Genomic DNA, 18,896 nt, shown 5'->3' with positions numbered 1-18,896 from the left:
ACGATGGACGCTGGACATGCGCCGGCGAGCACCCCCATCGAAAGACACACGGGGTGGACCCCGGAGCTGATCGGGCATGTCGCGATACTGCTGCTGGTCAACGTGGTGGTTGACACCGTCATCACCGCGCCGTTGCTGGTATTGCCCGAGCTGCTCGAGCAGTTCGGTGCGGGCCAACCCGCCTGGCTCAACGCCAGCGCCATGCTCGCCGGAGCGATGTGGGCGCCGCTACTGGGCCGACTCGCGGCCCTGCACGGGAGACGACAGATCCTGGTCCTCTCGCTGGTTCTGGCCGCAGCGGGAGCACTGATCTGCCTGGCCGCGCCCACCCTCTGGGTGTTCGTCATCGGGCGAGTCGTGGAGGGCGCCGCGGTCGCATCGCTGTTCCTCACCGTCGGGATCGTGCGCGAGCTGTGCGCCCCGCGCCTCGGGATGGTCGTGACCGGCGTCGTCACCAGCGGCAACGCCGTGATAGGGATCGTGTTCGCCTTCCTGTTCGCCACGTTGGGCGAGCAGTACGGCTACCAGGTCGTGTTCATCACGTCGTTCGTGTTCGCGGTGCTGACCGCGGTCCTGGTGCACCTCCGGCTCCCGAAGACAGCCCCCACGAAGACCGGCCGGGTCGATGTCGCCGGAGCGGTCCTGCTCGGCGCCGGCCTGGCCATGGTGGTCGGCTACATCAGCGTCGGCAACACCAACGGCTGGCTCGCCGCCGCACCCCTGGCCCTGGCCGGGCTCGTTGCCCTCGCCGGGTGGTACGTCCTCGCCCGACGCCGAGCCGACCCCATCATCGACATCAACGGGCTGAACCGGCCCCTGGTGCTCATGCTGCTCGTCGTGGTGTTCGGGACCGGGGCCTACCAGAGCATGCTGCAGCTGTTCAGCCTCATCACGCAGGTCTCACCGGCCCAGGGACTCGGCTACGGCGTCGCAGCCCCGGCGGCGTTGAGCATCCTGCATGCCGTGCCACCGATCGGGATCGTGCTCGGCGGCGTCGTATCCGGGGTCCTCACCAACCGCATCGGAGCGGCCGCCACCCTGACCGCCGGAGTCGCCATCGGCACCATCGGCACCCTCGGGCTCTTCGTCGGGGTGTCCTCGCTACCCGTCGCCGCGGTCTGCTCGCTGCTACTCAGCCTCACCGCGGGCACCCTGGTCACCTCCGGGTTCAACCTCGCCTCGACCCTGGTCTCGCTCGACCGCGACGCGGCGGTCTCGAGCCTGGTCATGACCATGATCGCCATCGGCTCGGTCGTCTTCAACTTCGTCGGTGCCGCCGTCCTCGACGCCACGCACGTCACCATCGCGGGCACCTCCATGAGCTCCGCAGTTGGTGTGCTCACCTACGTCGGCATCGGCACCGCGGCCTTCCTCGTAGCTGGGGGGATGGCCGTCCTGCTCCTCAAAACCCTTCGACGGACAGTCGCCACCCCTACGTCCCCGGTCCCGCGGACAGAGGTCCGGCCTGGCGGCTCACGAAATCGCTGACAACGCCCACACCGGGGCACCGCTCTCGCTCCGAGGCTCCGCCAGGACCCCAGAGCTCACAGCGCAGCCCGTTCATACGCCATGAAATGGAGTGCAGGATGAGCAACGACTCAACCACGACGAGCCAAGGTGAAACCCGCGCTGGAGCGCGAGCCTCTTCCCGGCCACCAAGGCTGGGCTCCGTAGCGGCGGGGACGTCGAGGGCCGCCGTCGGGCCACCGCGTGGTCGGGCTATGCCAGATCGGGGGGAAGGCGCACAGCTCCCGGCGTGGAGGTCGTTCCTCAGGTCTCGCTAGGCGCAAGGGGCGGGGGGCCGTGAGGACGGAACGAAGTCCACGCGTCCATCCGTCCATTCGAACCGAGCAGCATCGGCGGAGACCAGGGTCATTGCTCCGTCGAGGTAGTTCATGCTGTTCCCGGAGAAGGTCTCATCCACCGGCGGGTTTGCTGCCCACCATCTGTTGGCGAACCGTGCGTACCGCAGCCCGCAGTGGACGTAGAGGTGGTACTCGTAGGTCACGCCGATTTGGGCGTCATCAACCGTCCCGTAGTGCACGTCGGGAGGTTGCCCGGGGATCTCCTGCACGCTCGGCTCCACCGGCACGATCGTGGCACTGGCGATTCGTCCCTCAGGTGGCGGAGTTGGTGCGACGTCGGAACCCTGCACGGTGCAGGCAGTGAGGAGTACCGCAACGACGGTAGCGACGAACGCCATCCACTGACCTGGAGAGGCGCGCACCCGCGCAGGCTAGACGACTGGCGCGCCGTGGCCGAGGTCCCGGGTCACGCGTCCGATGATGACGCAGTGGGGAGTGCTTGACCCAGATCAGATGTCGAGCCGCCACTCTCGGGTTGTCTCGGTAAGACGGCTGAACCCCGACCGTTCGAGGAACGCCAGCCGGGCCATTTCCTGCGTTGTCGCGTAGTCGAGCAGCCGATCAACCCGGGCCAAGCGGAGCCAATCAGCGGCCTGAGCGACCAGCCAGGTACCGACACCGCGGCGTCGGTGCGCTTCATCTACATGAAGGTTGCCGACATCGGCCCACCCCTCATGACTCGACACGCGGCCGGCGCCGCAGATTCCGGTGTCGATCTCGATGTATCCGACCTCAATTCTGTCCCTGCAGGCGGTGAATCGCGTACCGGACACACCCAGCGTGCGCACCAGGTTGAGACCTTGGTGGTGTTCCGGCGAGCTCGGGAGGGACTCGACGTCGGCCAGCAGGACGACCTCGGTCCGGTCCCCTCGTACGAAGCCGACACGTTCGAGGACCTCGCGGACATGCGGCCACTGCTCGGGCAGGCCGTAGACACCCGGCGCCGGCAGCGATCCGCCAGCGGCGATCTTGGTTACCTGCCATCGGCGCAGGACCGCCACAGCAGCCTGGGCAGCAGCCGCGCCGGCAGCCGAGGAGTCCGGCCAGAACGACGCATCGGGCCAGTAGATCAACCACTGGATCTCGCCCGTCCCGCGTAGTGCTGGACCCACATCGGATCCGCTGCCGTAGCGGACAATGTGAGCGGCAGCAGATACGCGTCCTCGTTGCTCGACGACGAGGGTGGCGCGTTCGCTGACCCATGGGTCGACGATGAACTCTCCGGGCTCGCGCTCCAGCTGGCTCAGGACGGCATTGACCGAGACAGACATTCCCGGTATGACCGCTTGGACGTGCGCGTTCACCAGGGCGGTCAGCTGGTCGCGATCGGTGCGGCGAAACGGCCTTACCTCTCCGATGGACATCACGGCTCTCCTGTTCACGACGTGTGGGAGGAAGCCGCCACCGGTGCGGTACGCCCATCAGGCTAGAGGTGTCCCGGGCGGGTGTCGACCACAATGAACAGCGACCGGGGTCCGCCCGAACCCCGACGTCAGCGTTCCACGAGGCCGTGCTCGTACGCGTAGATCGCCGCGTGCACGCGGGTGCGGAGTCCCAGCTTGGCGAGGATCCGACCGCCGGCGGAGATCGACGCGGCGTCTCCGGCGCGGCAATGGGGTGCGACGCCCCGGCTTCGCGGCGATTCGCCGCGCAGCACATGGCGTCGAGGTGGCCCCCGACCGCCACCGGCGCGATGCCAGACCCTTTCATGGGCTACCGGCCATTCGTCCGGTTCCCGAGCGGAATGGGAGACAATACACGGCCGGTCGACTCGTACAGCATGATTCTCGTCTCCTGTTCCTGCTGAACGCGGCGATACCTCGGGCGCGTGTTCGGGCATGTGAGCTCGTGCGCTGGGCATCGGTTCACCAACAGGAGGATCCACATGATTCGCAGCCTGACCCGACGCGTCCTGGTCGGGACGGCCGCCACCGCGGCGGTCGCCGGACTGGCCCTCGCAGGGTTCACCGGAACGTCCGCGGCCGCGCAACCGGCCACCGCCACTCCGACGGTCAGCACCGCGGCGGTCGTGCCGACCGCTCTGACCAGCACAGCGCAGAGCGACGCCGTCAAGGCCTGGCACTTCTCGACCGTCATGAAGGGCACGAACGAGGTGCGGGTCGCGAGTGGCCCGAAGAAGGCCGGCGACCGGAACGGCAGCGGAACCGCCCGGGTGAGCATCCAGGGTGACGAGGTCACGTACTTCTTCTCGTGGAAGGGCATCAGCGCGCCGACCGAGGGTCACATCCACCAGGGCCCGATCGGTAAGGACGGCCCCGTCGTGGTTCCGTTCTTCATGAAGAAGGTGGCCGCCGGGCGCAACACGGTGAGCGGCACGGTGAGGGTGACCAACCAGGCGCTCCTGCGGCAGATCGAGACCCACCCCGGCGAATTCTACGTGAACCTGCACACCGCCGAATTCCCCGGCGGCGCCATCCGCGGCCAGCTCTAGGTGTAACGGCCGGTCGACGGGGCTGCGCCACACCACCGCCGGCGGGGCTGCGTCGGAGGACCGGACCATCGTCCGGACCCCCGATCGGCAGCCCCGCCGGCGGTGTGACCACCCGCGGCGCCGCCCCGACCACCCAGATCCGCGCCTGCGACACCGTGTCCGTGCTTCAACGACAGCGCCACGATGGCCGGGTCGACGGCACTAGGCTCGAACCCGCTCTGCGGCCCGGCGTAGAGGTTCTGGCACGGTGACTTCAGGCGGAGGCGAAATGGGAGCGGACGAACTCGAGGCCGCCACGAGAGCCATCCGAGCGGCGTTCGGTGACGAAGTGCAGATAATCGACAGCTTCGCGTTCTCGTCCGGCGCACTGTCGATCACAATTCGGCGAGGCACCAGTTTTGCGGTGCTGGACGGGCACCCTTCATCCCGATGGGGGGTGTCGTTCGACCCAGATCACGGCTTCACGGGGAATGACCGGGTTGTCGACTCGCTGGCCGAGGTTGTGGATCTGATCCGACGGCGCTGGGCGACCGGCGCGTTGGATGAGGCGGAACAGGCCGGATCTGCGCCGACCACGTGATGGAAGTGCGTTCTGGCGTACCGGCTGTGCCGGACGGGGATGGTCGGCGGCTGTGGGCGCCTCCGGAGAGGCGCCCACCCAGTGTCATTGGTTGTCAGGCCCCGGCTTCGACGACGGGTGCCCCGGTGGCGGCCTTGACGACCGATTGGCAGCCCTTCAACGCCGCCGCTTTCGTCTCGTAGGCCTCTCCGGTCGCCACGACCTGGCCGTTGCTGGCCTTGAGACGGAAGCGGTACTTCCCGGATCGATCTTGGTAGACCTCGAACTTGCCTGACATGGTGATCCTTTCCCTGCCCGTGGGGTGGAGAATATGGATGGCCATGACGTTAGCGCGGTCGTGACGGTTCGATTATCGCCTCATTGGGGGGCTTCTGCCCGGCACCAGTGGATGAGCGAACGTGCAGATTTTCTGTTCACCGCGCAGCCGGGAGGGGTTGAATGGCGCGGATCCGGCAGCCTCCCTCGCGGCGGCAGGTTGGAGGCGTGGCTGGTCCCCATCCAGCGTGAGGTGCCGTGCGTCCGAGGTCTCGTGGCCTGATGTTGAACATCTGTGGCCGACGCTGGGCAGCGCGACCGTCCTGTCAACCCAGGATCGGGGCATGAACGACACACAAACGGCGACCGAGTCCTCGGGGTTCGCACGAAGGTGGGTCAGGTCCAACCGCGGCCCGGGAAGTGGGTGCCGGTCGGCTACCCCCCGTTCCTATGCCACCAGTGCGAGATGAGCCTGCGTCGGCTGGATGTGGACCGGATAGTTCGCCGCAGCCCGCCGCTGAGCCTATCCCTCCGTGACCGCTGTCCGGCCCACTCGAGCGTGCGAGGTCGACCTGGTGGGGGTTTTGCGTGCTCGCTACCCCCACCAGGTCGATCTCGCCCGGATCCCTTCGCTGCGAGGTGCGATCTCCACCACGATCAGCTCCTCAAGTCCCTTCCTGGTCCTCGGTAGCGAGGTACGGCTGGGCGCGACGATGTGCGGTGGACTGCGGGATGTCCGTCAGTCGGGCGATCGCCGGCCAGGACAGGCCGTGGACGTCGTGGAGGGCGGCGAGTACGCGGCCTGACCACCTCAGCGTGTCGTTTCGGCGGTCTCTGTGACTCGGTTCGTGGTCGGCCAACTCGGGGTGCGGCAGCCGGTCGCGTGGTACGTCGACGGGATCGAGCAGCCGCATCGGGCAGCTCGACCGGGCAGGCTCTACCCGACGGACGGCCAGGGTGTGTCGGGATGACCGGAGCATGGCGCCGCGAGCGGCAGCGGCCGATCTTCGTGAGGTGCCAGTAGGTATGGGGCGACTCGCGGGCGGGAAGTGGGCCGTTCGGGTTACCGCCGGGCCGCCGGGGTGGTAGCAAGGTCGTGTGCCGAAGATCGACTACCTCGACGACCCGTCAGCGCCGAAGCCCAACAGCCTCGTCGTCGGCGTGACCGCCTTCGTCCAGGACGATGCCGGACGGGTGCTGATGATCGAGCGCGCCGACAACGGCCAGTGGGCGCTGCCGGGTGGCGGGCAGGAGGTGGGGGAGTCCACGCCGTCCGCGGCTGTGCGGGAGACGCTGGAGGAGACGGGTGTCGAGGTCGAGATCGTCGGTCTCGTCGGCATCTACTCACATCCCGGGCACGTCATCGCGTATGAGGACGGCGAGGTGCGGCAGGAGTTCTCCATCTGCTTCCGGGCGCGGCAGGTCGGGGGCGAGCTGACGACCAGCGCCGAGTCGACGCAGGTGGGCTGGGTCGAGCCGCAGGCGCTCGACGGGCTCGACATCCATCCGCGCATGCGGGTGCGGATCGACGACGGGTTGCGGGCCGACGTTCAGCCGTACCTGGGCTGACCCGGTCGGCACAGTCCCGAGATCGATGACGTGCGCGGGAGCGCTTGTTTCCCCTTACCCACCCTCACCGAACGGGGTCGACACGTGGTAGTGCGTCGTGCACGGTGCACTGCTCACCTGTGCGCGGTTCCGGGCATGCGCTGTAATGCGGGGTTTGCACCCCATGTGCTGCCCTCCACACACGACGGAGGGCCGAAATTGACCCGCCGGCCCATCGGGTGTGTGCCCGCTCCCCGTTCGGCTACCTGCTCCCGCCTGGCTCTACTCGTCCAGTTCGACGTCCCAGTTCGCCTGCTGGATGCGGCCGTCCAGCTCACGGATCTCCCGAGCCACCTGGTCCGCCCGGGCGCGCAGTGGGGCCACCGGCAGCGCTGATAGATACCGCAGCTCGGAGCGCAGCTGCCGGAAGTTGCCCCGGCCTGCTGCTACCTCTGCCGCCGCTATCAGCAATGAGTGCCGCATCCGCAGCGCGTCCCTGCGGGCCAGCGCGTCGGTCATGGTGCCGTCCGCGCCGAGGTCCGTGACGGAGTTGGTGCGGTTGATCCGGCGGATCAGCGACTCCAGCTGGTCGAACAGCTGGTCCGCCTCGGCGAGCAGCGCAGTGGGGTCCTCGGCGGGCTCGGTGCCCTCCTGGTAGATCGCGCTGTCGATGATGCGGGCGCGTAGCTCCTCGATCCGACGCCGCGAGTCGGCGCGCAGCGCGAGCGCCTCAGCAAGTTTCACAGCGGTTCACCTCCTGCCCTCTCGGGCTCGGAACGATCATCCAACAGTCGGCGTGCGGGTGTCACCCGGGTTGGCGTCCGTTCCGGTCGGGTGGATCCGAACACGTGTAGATGGCCGGGTGCTCGGCCCGCCGCCGTCTCGTGCCCGTCGCGTGCTGTACGAGATAGAGCCCCGTGGACGCGTTCACCCGGAAGTGTCGGTGGGTCGCCCTACCTTCCACCACCATGAGTAGCGAGATGCACACCAGTGGCTATCGGGCCGCCTCCGCGCTGGTGAACCGGAAGCTGGTGCTGCAGACGGCCGGGGGCCGCACGGCACGGGGGCCGTCGGCACATCCGCGGTTCTTCACCGGATTCGCCACCGCCCCCGCGGCGGCCGCAGCCGGGCTCGTTGCGCTGGCGGATCTCGCACGAACCGACTTCCGCCGGACCGGCCGCACGGCGGACGGGAGGGGAAAGGGCGGGATGGGAAGCGCCTACCGCGACCCGGTGGTCACCGGGGACGGCGAGCGGCTGCGCTTCGAGTCCCTGTCGGGCTGCTGCGGGGTGTACACGCGGCTGGACGTGCTCGCGCCCGGGCTGGACGGGGAGTGGTTCGACGAGGGCACCACCAACGTCGACATCAACCCGGCGCTGTACACGGCGCTGACCAGGGTCGGTGCCGGTGATCCGCTGCGCCTGTCGGTAGGCCCCGACGACCTGACCGTCGCGACGCTGGACGGTGCGCTCGTGGAGAAGCGGGTGCCGCTGCCGGAAAGATGGCTGCGCGGGCTGGCCGAGGTACCGGCGGTGGCCGCGGAGTTCGAGCCGCGCGCGCAGTTGGGCGCCGCCGAGGCACGAGCATTCTTCCAGCGCCTGCAGGCGGGGCCGGCTGTGCGCTGGGTGCTGCCGGCCGGCCGATCGCTGCGCGCCTCCACCGCAGCGGTGCCCGGAGCCGTGTGCCTGCCCGCGGCGCACCGGCTCGCCCCGCTCCGTCCACTGCTCAGGTTTGCTCGATCCTTGCGGCTCTACGGCCCGCAGGTGGCCGCGGGAGGCCCGGCGGCGTGCAGCGGCTGGGAGCTGGACCTGGGCAGCATGCGGTTCTGGCTGATGCTGTCCCCGGCCAACGACCGGGGTTTCTCCGGCGAAGGTCGGCTGCTCGACGACCTGGTGCTCGCTCCGCCCGGCACCGGTGAAACCCCCGATGCCGGGGGAGCACGCGGGGCGGATCGGGCGCTCATCGACGCCGGCCTGATCGCCGGGCTGTCGGCGGGGGCGTCGGTGCTCGACATCGAGGCGGTGGCGGCGCGCGGAGGCATCTCCCCCGACCGCGTCCGCAGCGCGCTCGCCGTGCTGGCCGGATCGGGGCGGGTCGGCTACGACTGCGCGGAGGCCGCCTACTTCCACCGGGAGCTGCCGTACGCGCCCGAACGCCTCGCCGCGCTTCATCCGCGCCTTGCCGGGGCCCGGACACTCGCCGGTGCCGACGCCGTCCGCCGAGTGGGCGAGGACGTCGAGGTCCTGTCGGGGGAGCGGCGCTACCTGGTGCACCGGACCTCGGACGGGCGGTTGGGCTGCACCTGCCGGTGGTGGGCCGACCACCAAGGTGGTCGGGGCCCGTGCAAGCACGCACTAGCAGTGTCGATCAGCGAGCCGTCCTTCGCAGTGTCGCCGCTACCGGCTCTGCCCTGCTCCTCTCCGGCCGTGCCGGCCCCGGCCATCCTGGAGGAGACCCGATGAGCCTCGACGGCGACGGGCTGCGTGCCCTGCTCTCGACCGCCGGCCCCGGCGCGGTCGCGGACGTGTTGCTCGAGCTCGACGAGCCGGCCCGCCGCGCTCTGGCCGACACGGTCCGCGCCTACCGCGACGAGCTGGACCCTGGTCCGGTCCGGCCGCATCCCCACGTGCCTGCCCTGCTGGTTGCCGGCGCCGGGTGCCTACCGACGGTTGCCGGGGTGGTGGTGTGGTTGCGCCGCAGGGAGCTGCTCCGCAGCGCCGACCCGTCGGTGGCCGTTCACGTCGCCCGGGTGCTCGCTGCCCCGGGGCGGCCGGCGATCGCCTCCGTGGCGCGCCAACTCGCCGAGCGCGTGCGGCCGGGCAGCGTCGATCTGCACTGGCCGCTGGCCTACGCGTTGCTGGGCGCCGCCGGAGTCGGCCCGGTGGTGACCGATGCCATGGTGCGGGGCTGGGCGCGCTACGTGCTGAGCTCCCGGAGCGAGCCCTATGTGTTCTCGTCGGACACGTGGTTGCCGGTGATGCTGCCGCACCTGTTCGAGGTCGACGGCGCCGTCGCCGACACGACGTACTGGGGCGGCATGGCGCGCCTGCTGGAGCTGTGCCGCCAGGGCCGGGTCAGCCGGGAGGCGCTGCTCACCGGCTGCCTGTACCGGATGCGGGCCGGCGACCGCCGCGCCCCGATGCGGGACGTGCTGTCCCTGCACGCCGACCTCGGGCCCACTCCCGACGAGGTGGCCGCCCACCGCCAGGAGTACCTCGGTCTGCTGGTCAGCGAGCAGACCGCCGTCGCGGAGGCGGCCCAGCTGGCCCTCCGGGCATTGGACGACGCGGGCCGGCTCCCGGTGTCGGTGCTGGCCGAGGCCGGCGAGGTGGTCCTGCTGCGCCCGGAGAAGAAGCTCGTCCGCACCCAGCTGCGCTGGCTGGACGCGGTGGCCCGGCGCGACCCCGCTCACCTGCCCGTCCTGGTGCCGGTGTTGGCCGGCGGGTTGGGTAACGCCGCCGTCGACCTGGCCGAGCAGGCGTTGACGGTCGTGGCGCGGCATCTGTCGGCCGCCGGCACCGCCGGGCGGGATGCGCTGCGCGCCGCGGCGGCAGAGCTCACCGGCGACCTGGCCCGTCAGGCCCATGCGTTGTTGGGGGAGGCCCTGCCCACAGCGCGCGCCGTCGTGGCGCCGGGCCCGGCGTCGCCCTATGTCGCGCTGCCACTGCAGCCCACCGCCTCGGTCGGGGAGCTCGTCGGCGAGCTGAGACGGGTGCTGCGGGGCACCGTCGAGGTACCGCTCCTGGAGCGGGTGCTGGACGGGTTGGTGCGCGGGTTCCGGGCCGACCGGCACGGGCTCGCCGCGGCGCTGGCGCCGTACATCTCGCCATGGACCGGGGGCTGGTACGGCCTGGTGCGCGCGGCGTCGGGCGTGGACGAACCCCCGTCGCGGCTGCCGTCGTACGACTACGTCCCGAAAGAACCTGCCCTGAGTGCCGTGCTCACCCGCAGGCTGGTCGAACTGGCCGACCAGTTCCGGGCCGGCACCGCCCCGCCGGAGTTGCTGGCCACCCCGGCCACCACCGACGGGCACGTCGATCCGGATCGGATGCTCCGGCTGCTTGCGGCCGCCGAGCGCGACGGCCGGCAACCGGGCGATGCCGACCTGACCCAGGCACTGCTCCGGCTTCCCCGTGACCTCGATCCAGCGTTCACGGCCCGCGCCGCCAGTCTCACCTCACCCGCGGGTCGGCGCCTGCACCACTGGCTCGACACGACACCAGACGCGTGCACCGCCCTTCCGGAGGAGCCGGGCCTCGCGGATCTGCTTGCCCGCGCCGGGTCCACTCAGAGCTTGGACGACGCGGGCCCCAGGTCAGGGGGCAGGCTGGCGCTGTTGTGGCCGGGTGTCCTGCCCTCACACCGGGAGGTCGTGGCGACCTACCTCCGGCCGCACGTGCTGCCCTCGATCGAGCCCGACCGCAATGGCGATCTCTGCAGGGTGCTCCCGACGCTGGCCCGGTGCGGAGGCCCGTTCGGGGCCGACATGGCCGTCTGTCTCGTCTACGGCCTTGCCGCCAGCAGGAGCGCCGACCGCCTCTACGCCGTCGACGCCCTCGTGGCCCTGGCAGTTAACGACGATTTCGACGGTGACCTGACGGGCAGGGTGCTCGGCGACCTGGCATCCCGGCGGGTGATCGTGCTGCGACGCGCCGTCGACGCTCTCACCGAAGCCTCGGGGGTCGACGCCGCGGTGTGGGACATCACCGCAGGCGCGCTCCCGGCCCTGCTCGGGATGCCGCTGCCGCGTCCCGCAGGTGTCCCCGACCTGCTCGCACTGGCCGCGGGCACCGCCGCCGCCGGCACGACGCGCCGGGCCGTACCCGGCTTGGCCGAGGTGGCCGGCCGACGGGACCGGAGTCGCTTGGTCGTCGAGGCCCGCAGGTTGTCGCGGGCCGTAGCAGTGTAAGCCGCGTTTCGGAGCCGTAGTGCTGCCGTGAGCCACCTCCCCACAGCACTACGGCTCCGAAATGCTGTGAGGAGGTGGGTGGGTCAGCTGCGGGTGCTGTAGGAGTGGGCTCCGGTGCCGGCGAGCTTGCCGGCGTCGACGATCAGGTACTCGTCGCGGATGGGTGCGGCGGCGAAGTAGGACTCCAGGATCTCGCGGGTACCGGCGGCGTAGCGGGCCTGGGCCGAGAGTGAGGAGCCGGAGATGTGGGGGGTCATGCCCTGGTGGGGCATCGTCCGCCACGGGTGGTCGGACGGGGCGGGCTGGGGGTACCAGACGTCACCCGCGTAGCCGGCGAGCTGCCCGCTCTCCAGGGCTCGGACGATCGCGTCGCGGTCGGTAATGAGCGCGCGGGCGGTGTTGATCAGGTAGGCGCCGCGGCGCATCGTGCCGAGCAGTTCGTCGCCGAACAGGCCCTGGGTCTCGGGGTGCAGCGGCGCGTTGATGGTGACCACGTCGCAGTGCGGAACCATGTCCTGGGTGCTGGCGTGGAAGGTCAGGCCGAGCTCTTCCTCAACGGCGGCGGGGAGCCGGTGACGGTCGGTGTAGTGCAGTCGGACGTCGAAGGGCGCGAGGCGGCGCAGCACGGCGAGGCCGATGCGGCCTGCGGCGACCGTGCCGACGTCCATGCCTTCCAGGTCGTAGGAGCGCGCGACGCTGTCGGCGATGTTCCAGCCGCCCCGTCGAACCCACTCGTGGGACGGGAGGTAGTTGCGCACCAGGGACAGGATCATCATCACGACATGCTCTGCGACGCTGATGCTGTTGCAGAAGGTCACCTCGGCCACGGTGACGCCGTGGGCGATGGCGGCGTCGAGGTCGACGTGGTCGGAGCCGATCCCGGCGGTGAGGGCGAGCTTGAGGTTGGGGGCCTTCTCGATGCGTTCCGCGGTGAGGTAGGCAGGCCAGAACGGCTGGGAGATCACGACCTCGGCGTCGGCGAGGTGGCGGTCGAACTCGGAGTCGGGTCCCTCCTTGTCGGAGGTGACCACCAGCCCGTGGCCCAGGCCTTCGAGGAAGGCCCGCAGGCCGAGCTCACCGGACACGCTGCCCAGCAGCTCGCCGGGGGTGAAGTCGATCGCTGACGGGGTGGGCAGCGTCTGCCCGCCGGGGTAGCCGTTCAGAACCGGCAGACCATCACGGGCATAAGTCTTCGGGTAACCGTCGATCGGGTCGTCGTACAGGACGCAAAGCACTTTCGCCATCGCCGTCTCCTTCGAATTCCGATATTCCCTCTCGGCAATGACCGTGGCGGATTGGCGGCCGTCCGGCAATAGCGGCGACGACGATTCTCTCTATGAGCTCATTCATCGCATCGATCACCCGGAATCGGGCCGTCCAGGGCTGGGGGCCCGGCTGCCGGGCGGGCCGCTGGAGGATCGACGGCTGGCGCAGCCGTGTGGCGGTGGCGGACGCCGGCTAGTTGCACTGAAACTAGTGGGCCTACATGCTGCATGCGCGGTGTAGGAGGAAATGGGTGTCGCCGGACGTGCCGGTAATCGCGGAGCCCGTGACCGGTGCCCGTTACCAGGTGCGGTAGGGCAGGAACTTCCCGTTCAGCGTGATACGGACGCGGTCGCCCTTCGGGTCGGGCACCCGTTCGAGTTCGAACTCGAAGTCGATGGCGCTGACGATTCCGTCCCCGAACTCCTCACGGACGAGCTCGTGGATCGTGCTGCCGTAGACCTGGACCATCTCCTGCAGCCGGTAGACCAGCGGCTCGGACGTGTCGGCGACGTCCTTGCCGCGGACGGGCGGCAGGGTCAGCGCCTCGACGACGTCGGGGTCGAGCTCCAGCACGGAGCCGAGGGTGCGGGCCTGCTCATCGGTCAGCGGGTGCTGGCCGAGCAGGGCCGCGGTGGTCCACTCGGTGGACATGCCGATCGCCTTGCCGAGGTCGGCCCAGCGCACACCGGTGCGCTTCTTCGCGGCGAGCACGGCAGTGGCAGCCTGCCGACGGTCGAGGGGCGGTACGGGGATGCTGCTCATCGGGAGATCCTCACGTCGAAGGGCCCGGGACGGCAACAGTCACGCCCGAAGGTAGACCGACTGCACAGCTTGATAGGCCACGAGCCCCTCCGGTCCGAGCTCGCGACCCGGACCGGAGTCCTTGACCCCGCGGGCGGGAACGGGGCGACTCGCGGGTGTGGGCCCGTTGGTCGCCGCGAGATCCGTGGTTTCGCCCGTCAGGGGGCTGAGACGCGGGTCTCGCAGCGATCAACGGGCCCCGTGCGGGCGGGGCGTACGACCCGCGCGACCGGCCGCCCCGCCTGACCGGATCGGGCGACTCGCGCGGTCGGGTCGGGCGACTCGCGGGGCTGGGTCGGGCGACTCGCGGGGCTGGGTCGGGCGACTCGCGCGCACGAAACGGGCTACTCGCGGGGCGACGCCTCCGACCTCACGATGGAGATCCAGGCAATCGCGGCCGTCGTCGAGGCCGCCGCCTGATGCCCACGGCCGTCTCCGCGATGGCTGTCGCATCGGCCGGGGCGCCGTTCGCCCGTCGCGCGCTGGTGCTCGACGACCCCCGCCCGGACGAGGTGCTGGTGCGGGTCGAGGCGGTGGGGAGCTGGCTCGTGAGCTCGGCGCGACCAGCGTCGTCAGCTCCCGCACCGCCGACCCGGTCGAGGCGATCAGAGACCTCACCGGCGGCGGCGCCGGGCACGTCGTCGAGAGCAGCGGGGTGCCGGCGGTGCTGGTCCAGGCCATCACGAGCCTGCGCGGCGGCGGGTCAGCTGCGGTGGTCGGGGTGCCACCGTTCGGCACCACCGCACCCATCGACGTGGCCGACGTGGTCAACAACAGCAAGCGGATCTTCGGGGTCGTGGAAGGCCGCAGCAACCCGCCCACCTTCCTGCCCGACCTTGCCGCGCTCGTCGCCACCGGCCGCCTGCCGGTCGTGAAGCTCGTCACCACGTTCGCGCTGGGCGAGGTCGAAGGCGCTGCAGACATGATGAGGAACGGCACCGCCACCAAACCCGTGCTGCTGCCCGGGGAGGACGCATGACCTCCCTCGGTCCAGAGGTCACCAGAGCAGCCGCCTGCTCCCCGGCGGGAATACGCCGGCAACTTAGTCAGTATCAGTGACTGTAATAATTCAGGACCAGAAGCCCGGGCCGAGCGAGGAGCGGACGATGGCCGTGATCGAGATGACCACCTTCACGGTGGCCCCGGAGAACACGCAGGCGATGCTGGACGCACGCCCCGACATGGTGCAGGCGTTCCGAACCGACCGGCGCGGGTTCCTGTCGGCCCGCCTGGTTCGCGTCGGTGAGAACAGGTGGCTCGATTTCGTCGAGTGGACCGACGACGCCGCGTGGGACGAGTCGACGGCCAAGGGGGCGAACCTGCCGGCGATCGCGGCCTTCTTCGCCACGATCGACACGCTGGTCGGTGCCGAGCGCGGCGTGCGATACGACGATGCTCAGGACGGCGCCCGCCGGGTCCGCACCGTCGCCTACGGCCCCGAGCCCTCGCAGGTGGGCGAGCTGTACCTGCCCGATGGCGACGGCCCCTTCCCGGTCGTGACCGTCGTACACGGTGGCTACTGGACGGCCATCTGGGATCGCCGCCAGATCACCGACGTCGTGGACGACCTCGTCGCCCGCGGGTACGCGGTGTGGAACATCGAGTACCGCCGGATCGGCGAACCGGGCGGCGGCTGGCCCGGCACCTTTCTCGACGTCGCCGCTGCTGTCGACGCCCTCGACGGCATGGACCCGGCGCTCGACCTGAACCGCGTGGTGATCCTCGGTCACTCCGCAGGTGGTCACCTGGCCACATGGGCCGCCCACCGCGGGGTGCTTCCGCCGGAGGCTCCGGGCGCCCATCCCACGATCAGCCCGATCGGCCTGGTCGAACTCGCCGGCGCGCTCGACCTCAGGACCGCCGACGCCACCGACTTCGGCGTCGCCCTCGCTGACCCCGACGCCGAGCCGCCGAAGAACGCACCCGAACCGGCGCGGCCCGAAGCGTGGGCGGTGGTCGCGGAGTCCGTCGGCGAGGGGATCGTGAAGCTACTGCTGGGTGGCCACGTCGCCGAGCAGCCTGAGCGCTACGCCTGGACTTCCCCGCTGGAGCTGGCAGGCGCCGGCGTCCCGGTTCTCGCCATTCACGGCACCACCGACGAGGCCGTTCCCGCCGAGTGGAGCCGGCGCTACGTCGAGAAGGTGAACGCCGAAGGCGGTACCGCCCGCTACGTCGAGGTCGAGGGCGGCACCCACTTCGATGTGGTCGACCCGAGCCACCCCGTCTGGCCAACCGTCACCGACTGGATCCACGAAGCCTTCGCCAACCACAAGTGAACCTGGGGGAGAACATGACCGGAGAGCTCGACCACGAAGCGATCTTCGAGGAGGCGTGGGCCGCCTCGGGCACCACATCGGTGGAGCTGCCGCCGGTGTCGGTGAACGACGTGCTGCGCGAGCGCTACGACGTGCACCCACCGTTCGCCTACACCGGCGCCCAGCTGTGGGACATGGAGGTGCGCAAGGCCGCCGCGCCGGACATCTACATCCCCACCGTGGTGCGGCCGGGCAGCGCCGAGAAGTTCCCGAGCGTGCACCACGGCCGGTTCGAGGACTTCACGCGCGTGTCCGATCAGCGCCTGTGGACCGACGTCGACCGCTACGCGAGAGTCATCGAGCACGTGCGTCTCGACCACGAGAACCGGCGCGCGTACTTCCTCGGCGCGGAACGTTTCGAGGCACCCGACGGCCGTGTCTTCACCGCCGGAGCCGGACAGCCGATCTTCCACGTCGAGCACTCGGTGGACGGTCCGGAGGATGCCCCGCTCAACCTGTGGCGCATCGTTCACCTCACCGACGAACCGGACCAATTTCTGGTGGACGCCTTCGACCAGCTGGCGAATGACCCCTACCTGCGCGTATTCATCGAGGTCCACCTTCGGAAGGACCTCGACCGCGAACTCACCCGCCGCTGACGACGACGGGGGCGGGACCGCCTCAGGCGAGGGTCGCCTCCAGCGCGGGAGTAGGAGCCCGAGCCGCTGGAACCCGGTGAGCAGCTCGTGCATCTTCGCTGCGGCTCGCGTCGCGAATCGACTGTCCGACCCTCGTGGCGTAGCGTCGGTGGGGTCGGGAGCATTCCGTACGTGGGCGGCCAAGCTCGCGTCGTCCTCGACGAAGGCCCACACCGGACGGATCCTGCCGTTCGGGGACGGGAGCACCGACATCACGTCGGCACCCAGCACCCAGACCACCACATCGACCCTCACGGCGCCGCGCGGCACCGCTGACCCGGACGCGACCGAGGTGGCCTGCCTGGCCTGCGAGCATCCGTGGGATGCACACGACGCGATCAGCACGCGGTACTGCACCGCGACGATCAAGGCCGGCGGCACGGGCCGAGGCTGCGTCTGCCGGCTTCCGGCCTGATCCGGCACCGACCGTCAGGTCCGACGGGCCCGGTGTCCGTCCTGCCCCGGTGATCTCCGGTGACGTTCCGGCCTCAGAACCTCGGCGCACCGCCGATCGGCGTCCTACGCACAGCAACCGGGTGTAATCTCCGGGTGTCGGGCACATTCCGTGCACGGGCGTTCGAGCCCCTGTCGTCCCCGGCGAGAGTCCACGCGGACGGCTGATCGTCGTCCGGGGACGGAGCACCGGCATGACGTCGGTCCGCATCACTCCTGCCAGCCGCAGCGTCGCGCGCGTTCCCCCCGATGACCATGAGCGCCTCCGGTTGGACCTGAAGCCGGAAGCGCCGACCACCGGCGCCGTCGACGGCGGATGGTGGCCCCGTACGCGCGACCTGGCCGCCGAGGCGCCCGCCCTGCTGGCCGGGCTCACCGCTCGCCTCGGCACCGTCGAAGGTGTCAGCTACAACCTCGACGACTGGGGTGCGACCCGTCGCGAGATCACGATCGACGGAGCGCGTGTCCGGCTCGCCGGGTACCGCTCGCAGCACCGCGACACGATCGACGTCTACAGCCGGCGGCAACTCGTCACCCTCCTGGTCGTGGCCCCGGAGGCCACCGCGCCGCACGCGCGCGCCGCGCTCCGGGCTGCGGCTGACCGGGCCAACACCGACAGCGTCGAGGCACTGCTCCTCGCTCCCCCTGCACGCTCCGCCGACGATGCCGCTGACCAGCGGTCGGAGATCGACGGCGCGGCCGTTCACAGCCCGGAAGGGGCCCGATCATGACCACCAGCAGTACGTACGTCTCGCTCTACGACCAGCGCATACAACTCGTCGTCCGCGCACTGAGGAAGAACTCGAAGCTCGGCGAGGAAGAGGCCGTCGAACTCGCCGGGCACGTCCTGTACGCCATTGACCATATTCCGGAGAAAGTGCGGTAGAACGGCGTCGATCAGGATTCCAGATCGCGGCGCTGGCGGCGGCGCGGGGACCCCGAGGCAACTCGCGGGCCGTCCGCGTCCCGCCACACCGGGGTGTACTTCTGGAAGAGACCCAGGCCGCTGTTCCAATCGGCTGCGCCGATCGCGATGACGGTCATGAAGATGATCGCCCCAAGAAAAGTGATCATCCTGGTGCTCCTTTTTCTGCGGTGGTGTCGGTTGGTTCAGGACGAGGCGCGGGGAACCAGGCGGAGCGCCGGTCGAACCGGGCTCCACCGGCTGTCGTCGGGCACCATGTCGTTGGCGGCGCGTAGACGCGCCAGAATGCCTTCGATGGCCTCGATGTCACTCTTGTCGGCGGGCTCGCCCAGGTCGAGCTCGAACAGCACCGTCAAGTCGTCGAGCTCGAACGCGCGACCCGTCCTCATGCCCGGACCGGTGCGCTCGTGGGCCGCTGGTGCCGGTAGTGGTGGACCTGGTGACGGTCGTGACTGCGCCGCAGCTGGGACTCCAGCCGGCTGACCGCCGCATCGAGCGCGGCGTGGGCGTCGGCGCCGCACGCCTCCGCGCGCACGGCGGTCCCCTTGCCGCGGGCGGTGATCACGACCCGCCGCGACGCCTTCGACTGCCGGGGGTTCTGCTCGTGGTTCAGCTCGACGTCGAACCGGACGATGCGCTGGTTGAAATGTTCGAGGTGTGCCAGTTTGTCGGCGATATGCGACCGGTAATGGTCCGAAACGTCGACGTTGCGACCTGTCACGGCGATCTCGGCGGGAGACTCCATCATGGCCTTCCTGGGTCTGCTGATTACTCGGATGCGCACGACGGCATCGGCAGGCCTGAATGTTCGCTCAGAAATACCCTCAGTAGTCCCACTCTACTCCTGTATTCCGGGGTCAGCGGCGGTGTCGATCAGAAATCTCGGGCC

At 70.1% G+C, this 18,896-nt stretch carries 21 protein-coding genes; 12 read left to right on the top strand and 9 right to left on the bottom strand.

Annotated features, from left to right (window positions below; all coding sequences use genetic code 11):
* Positions 1–3: 3 nt before the first annotated feature.
* Positions 4–1,488, top strand: coding sequence for an MFS transporter (locus HF577_RS04640; RefSeq protein WP_169394475.1), 1,485 nt, complete (start codon positions 4–6; stop codon positions 1,486–1,488).
* 292 nt (positions 1,489–1,780) lie between these two features.
* Here HF577_RS04640 and HF577_RS04635 read toward each other — a convergent pair whose 3' ends face one another.
* A complete protein-coding gene (locus HF577_RS04635) occupies positions 1,781–2,203 on the bottom strand; it encodes a hypothetical protein (protein ID WP_169394474.1) in 423 nt (140 codons plus the stop codon).
* A 111-nt stretch (positions 2,204–2,314) separates the two neighbouring features.
* On the bottom strand, positions 2,315–3,229 hold the full coding sequence (locus HF577_RS04630; RefSeq protein WP_169394473.1) for a GNAT family N-acetyltransferase: 915 nt from the start codon (positions 3,227–3,229) through the stop codon (positions 2,315–2,317).
* A gap of 521 nt (positions 3,230–3,750) precedes the next feature.
* Here HF577_RS04630 and HF577_RS04625 point away from each other — a divergent pair.
* On the top strand, positions 3,751–4,317 hold the full coding sequence (locus tag HF577_RS04625; RefSeq protein WP_169394472.1) for a CHRD domain-containing protein: 567 nt from the start codon (positions 3,751–3,753) through the stop codon (positions 4,315–4,317).
* A 268-nt stretch (positions 4,318–4,585) separates the two neighbouring features.
* Positions 4,586–4,897 (top strand): hypothetical protein, encoded by a 312-nt coding sequence (locus tag HF577_RS04620; RefSeq protein ID WP_169394471.1) that lies wholly within the window; start codon positions 4,586–4,588, stop codon positions 4,895–4,897.
* A gap of 94 nt (positions 4,898–4,991) precedes the next feature.
* Here the strand turns inward: HF577_RS04620 and HF577_RS04615 are convergent, their stop codons facing one another.
* On the bottom strand, positions 4,992–5,174 hold the full coding sequence (locus tag HF577_RS04615) for a YegP family protein (RefSeq protein ID WP_169394470.1): 183 nt from the start codon (positions 5,172–5,174) through the stop codon (positions 4,992–4,994).
* 1,076 nt (positions 5,175–6,250) lie between these two features.
* Between HF577_RS04615 and HF577_RS04610 the strand changes: the two genes are divergently transcribed.
* Positions 6,251–6,721, top strand: coding sequence for an NUDIX domain-containing protein (locus tag HF577_RS04610; protein WP_169394469.1), 471 nt, complete (start codon positions 6,251–6,253; stop codon positions 6,719–6,721).
* 261 nt (positions 6,722–6,982) lie between these two features.
* On the opposite strand, the gene HF577_RS04605 is transcribed toward HF577_RS04610, so the two are convergent.
* On the bottom strand, positions 6,983–7,444 hold the full coding sequence (locus HF577_RS04605) for a DIP1984 family protein (RefSeq protein WP_169394468.1): 462 nt from the start codon (positions 7,442–7,444) through the stop codon (positions 6,983–6,985).
* Between the two features lie 224 nt (positions 7,445–7,668).
* Between HF577_RS04605 and HF577_RS04600 the strand changes: the two genes are divergently transcribed.
* A complete protein-coding gene (locus tag HF577_RS04600; protein ID WP_211173792.1) occupies positions 7,669–9,162 on the top strand; it encodes an SWIM zinc finger family protein in 1,494 nt (497 codons plus the stop codon).
* On the top strand, positions 9,159–11,609 hold the full coding sequence (locus HF577_RS04595) for a hypothetical protein (protein ID WP_169394467.1): 2,451 nt from the start codon (positions 9,159–9,161) through the stop codon (positions 11,607–11,609). The genes HF577_RS04600 and HF577_RS04595 overlap by 4 nt, the downstream gene beginning before the upstream one ends.
* Before the next feature lie 83 nt (positions 11,610–11,692).
* Here HF577_RS04595 and HF577_RS04590 read toward each other — a convergent pair whose 3' ends face one another.
* Positions 11,693–12,853 (bottom strand): NAD-dependent formate dehydrogenase, encoded by a 1,161-nt coding sequence (locus HF577_RS04590; protein ID WP_169394466.1) that lies wholly within the window; start codon positions 12,851–12,853, stop codon positions 11,693–11,695.
* A 319-nt stretch (positions 12,854–13,172) separates the two neighbouring features.
* Positions 13,173–13,637 carry a cyanase gene (gene cynS / locus HF577_RS04585; protein ID WP_169394465.1) on the bottom strand — a complete coding sequence of 155 codons (465 nt, stop codon included), beginning with the start codon at positions 13,635–13,637 and terminating at the stop codon, positions 13,173–13,175.
* A gap of 157 nt (positions 13,638–13,794) precedes the next feature.
* On the opposite strand from cynS, the gene HF577_RS37905 reads away from it, so the two are divergent.
* The 6 genes from HF577_RS37905 to HF577_RS04555 all read left to right on the top strand — a co-directional run bounded on the left by HF577_RS37905 (position 13,795) and on the right by HF577_RS04555 (position 17,968).
* Complete coding sequence (locus HF577_RS37905) at positions 13,795–14,655, top strand: zinc-binding dehydrogenase (protein WP_312858941.1); 861 nt, start codon at positions 13,795–13,797, stop codon at positions 14,653–14,655.
* A gap of 127 nt (positions 14,656–14,782) precedes the next feature.
* Entirely contained in the window at positions 14,783–15,952 is a 1,170-nt protein-coding gene (locus HF577_RS04575) for an alpha/beta hydrolase fold domain-containing protein (RefSeq protein ID WP_169394463.1), read from the top strand.
* Between the two features lie 14 nt (positions 15,953–15,966).
* Positions 15,967–16,590, top strand: coding sequence for a hypothetical protein (locus HF577_RS04570; RefSeq protein WP_169394462.1), 624 nt, complete (start codon positions 15,967–15,969; stop codon positions 16,588–16,590).
* 148 nt (positions 16,591–16,738) lie between these two features.
* Positions 16,739–17,044: an RGCVC family protein gene (locus tag HF577_RS39600; protein WP_169394449.1), complete on the top strand. Its 306-nt coding sequence runs from the start codon at positions 16,739–16,741 to the stop codon at positions 17,042–17,044.
* 232 nt (positions 17,045–17,276) lie between these two features.
* Positions 17,277–17,813, top strand: a complete 537-nt coding sequence (locus HF577_RS04560; protein WP_211173790.1) for a DUF5994 family protein — start codon at positions 17,277–17,279, stop codon at positions 17,811–17,813.
* Positions 17,810–17,968: a DUF6307 family protein gene (locus tag HF577_RS04555; protein WP_169394461.1), complete on the top strand. Its 159-nt coding sequence runs from the start codon at positions 17,810–17,812 to the stop codon at positions 17,966–17,968. The genes HF577_RS04560 and HF577_RS04555 overlap by 4 nt, the downstream gene beginning before the upstream one ends.
* A gap of 11 nt (positions 17,969–17,979) precedes the next feature.
* Here HF577_RS04555 and HF577_RS04550 read toward each other — a convergent pair whose 3' ends face one another.
* The 3 genes from HF577_RS04550 to hpf are packed head-to-tail and all read right to left on the bottom strand — an operon-like array spanning position 17,980 to position 18,755.
* Positions 17,980–18,156: a hypothetical protein gene (locus HF577_RS04550; protein WP_169394460.1), complete on the bottom strand. Its 177-nt coding sequence runs from the start codon at positions 18,154–18,156 to the stop codon at positions 17,980–17,982.
* A gap of 36 nt (positions 18,157–18,192) precedes the next feature.
* Positions 18,193–18,396 carry a hypothetical protein gene (locus tag HF577_RS04545; RefSeq protein ID WP_169394459.1) on the bottom strand — a complete coding sequence of 68 codons (204 nt, stop codon included), beginning with the start codon at positions 18,394–18,396 and terminating at the stop codon, positions 18,193–18,195.
* Entirely contained in the window at positions 18,393–18,755 is a 363-nt protein-coding gene (gene hpf / locus HF577_RS04540; RefSeq protein ID WP_169394458.1) for a ribosome hibernation-promoting factor, HPF/YfiA family, read from the bottom strand. Before hpf ends, HF577_RS04545 begins: the two co-directional genes overlap by 4 nt.
* Between the last annotated feature and the right edge of the window lie 141 nt (positions 18,756–18,896).

Source organism: Pseudonocardia xinjiangensis (genome assembly GCF_012911925.1).
Classification (GTDB): Bacteria; Actinomycetota; Actinomycetes; order Mycobacteriales; family Pseudonocardiaceae; genus Pseudonocardia; species Pseudonocardia xinjiangensis.
This window is presented reverse-complemented; position numbering and strand designations above follow the sequence as displayed.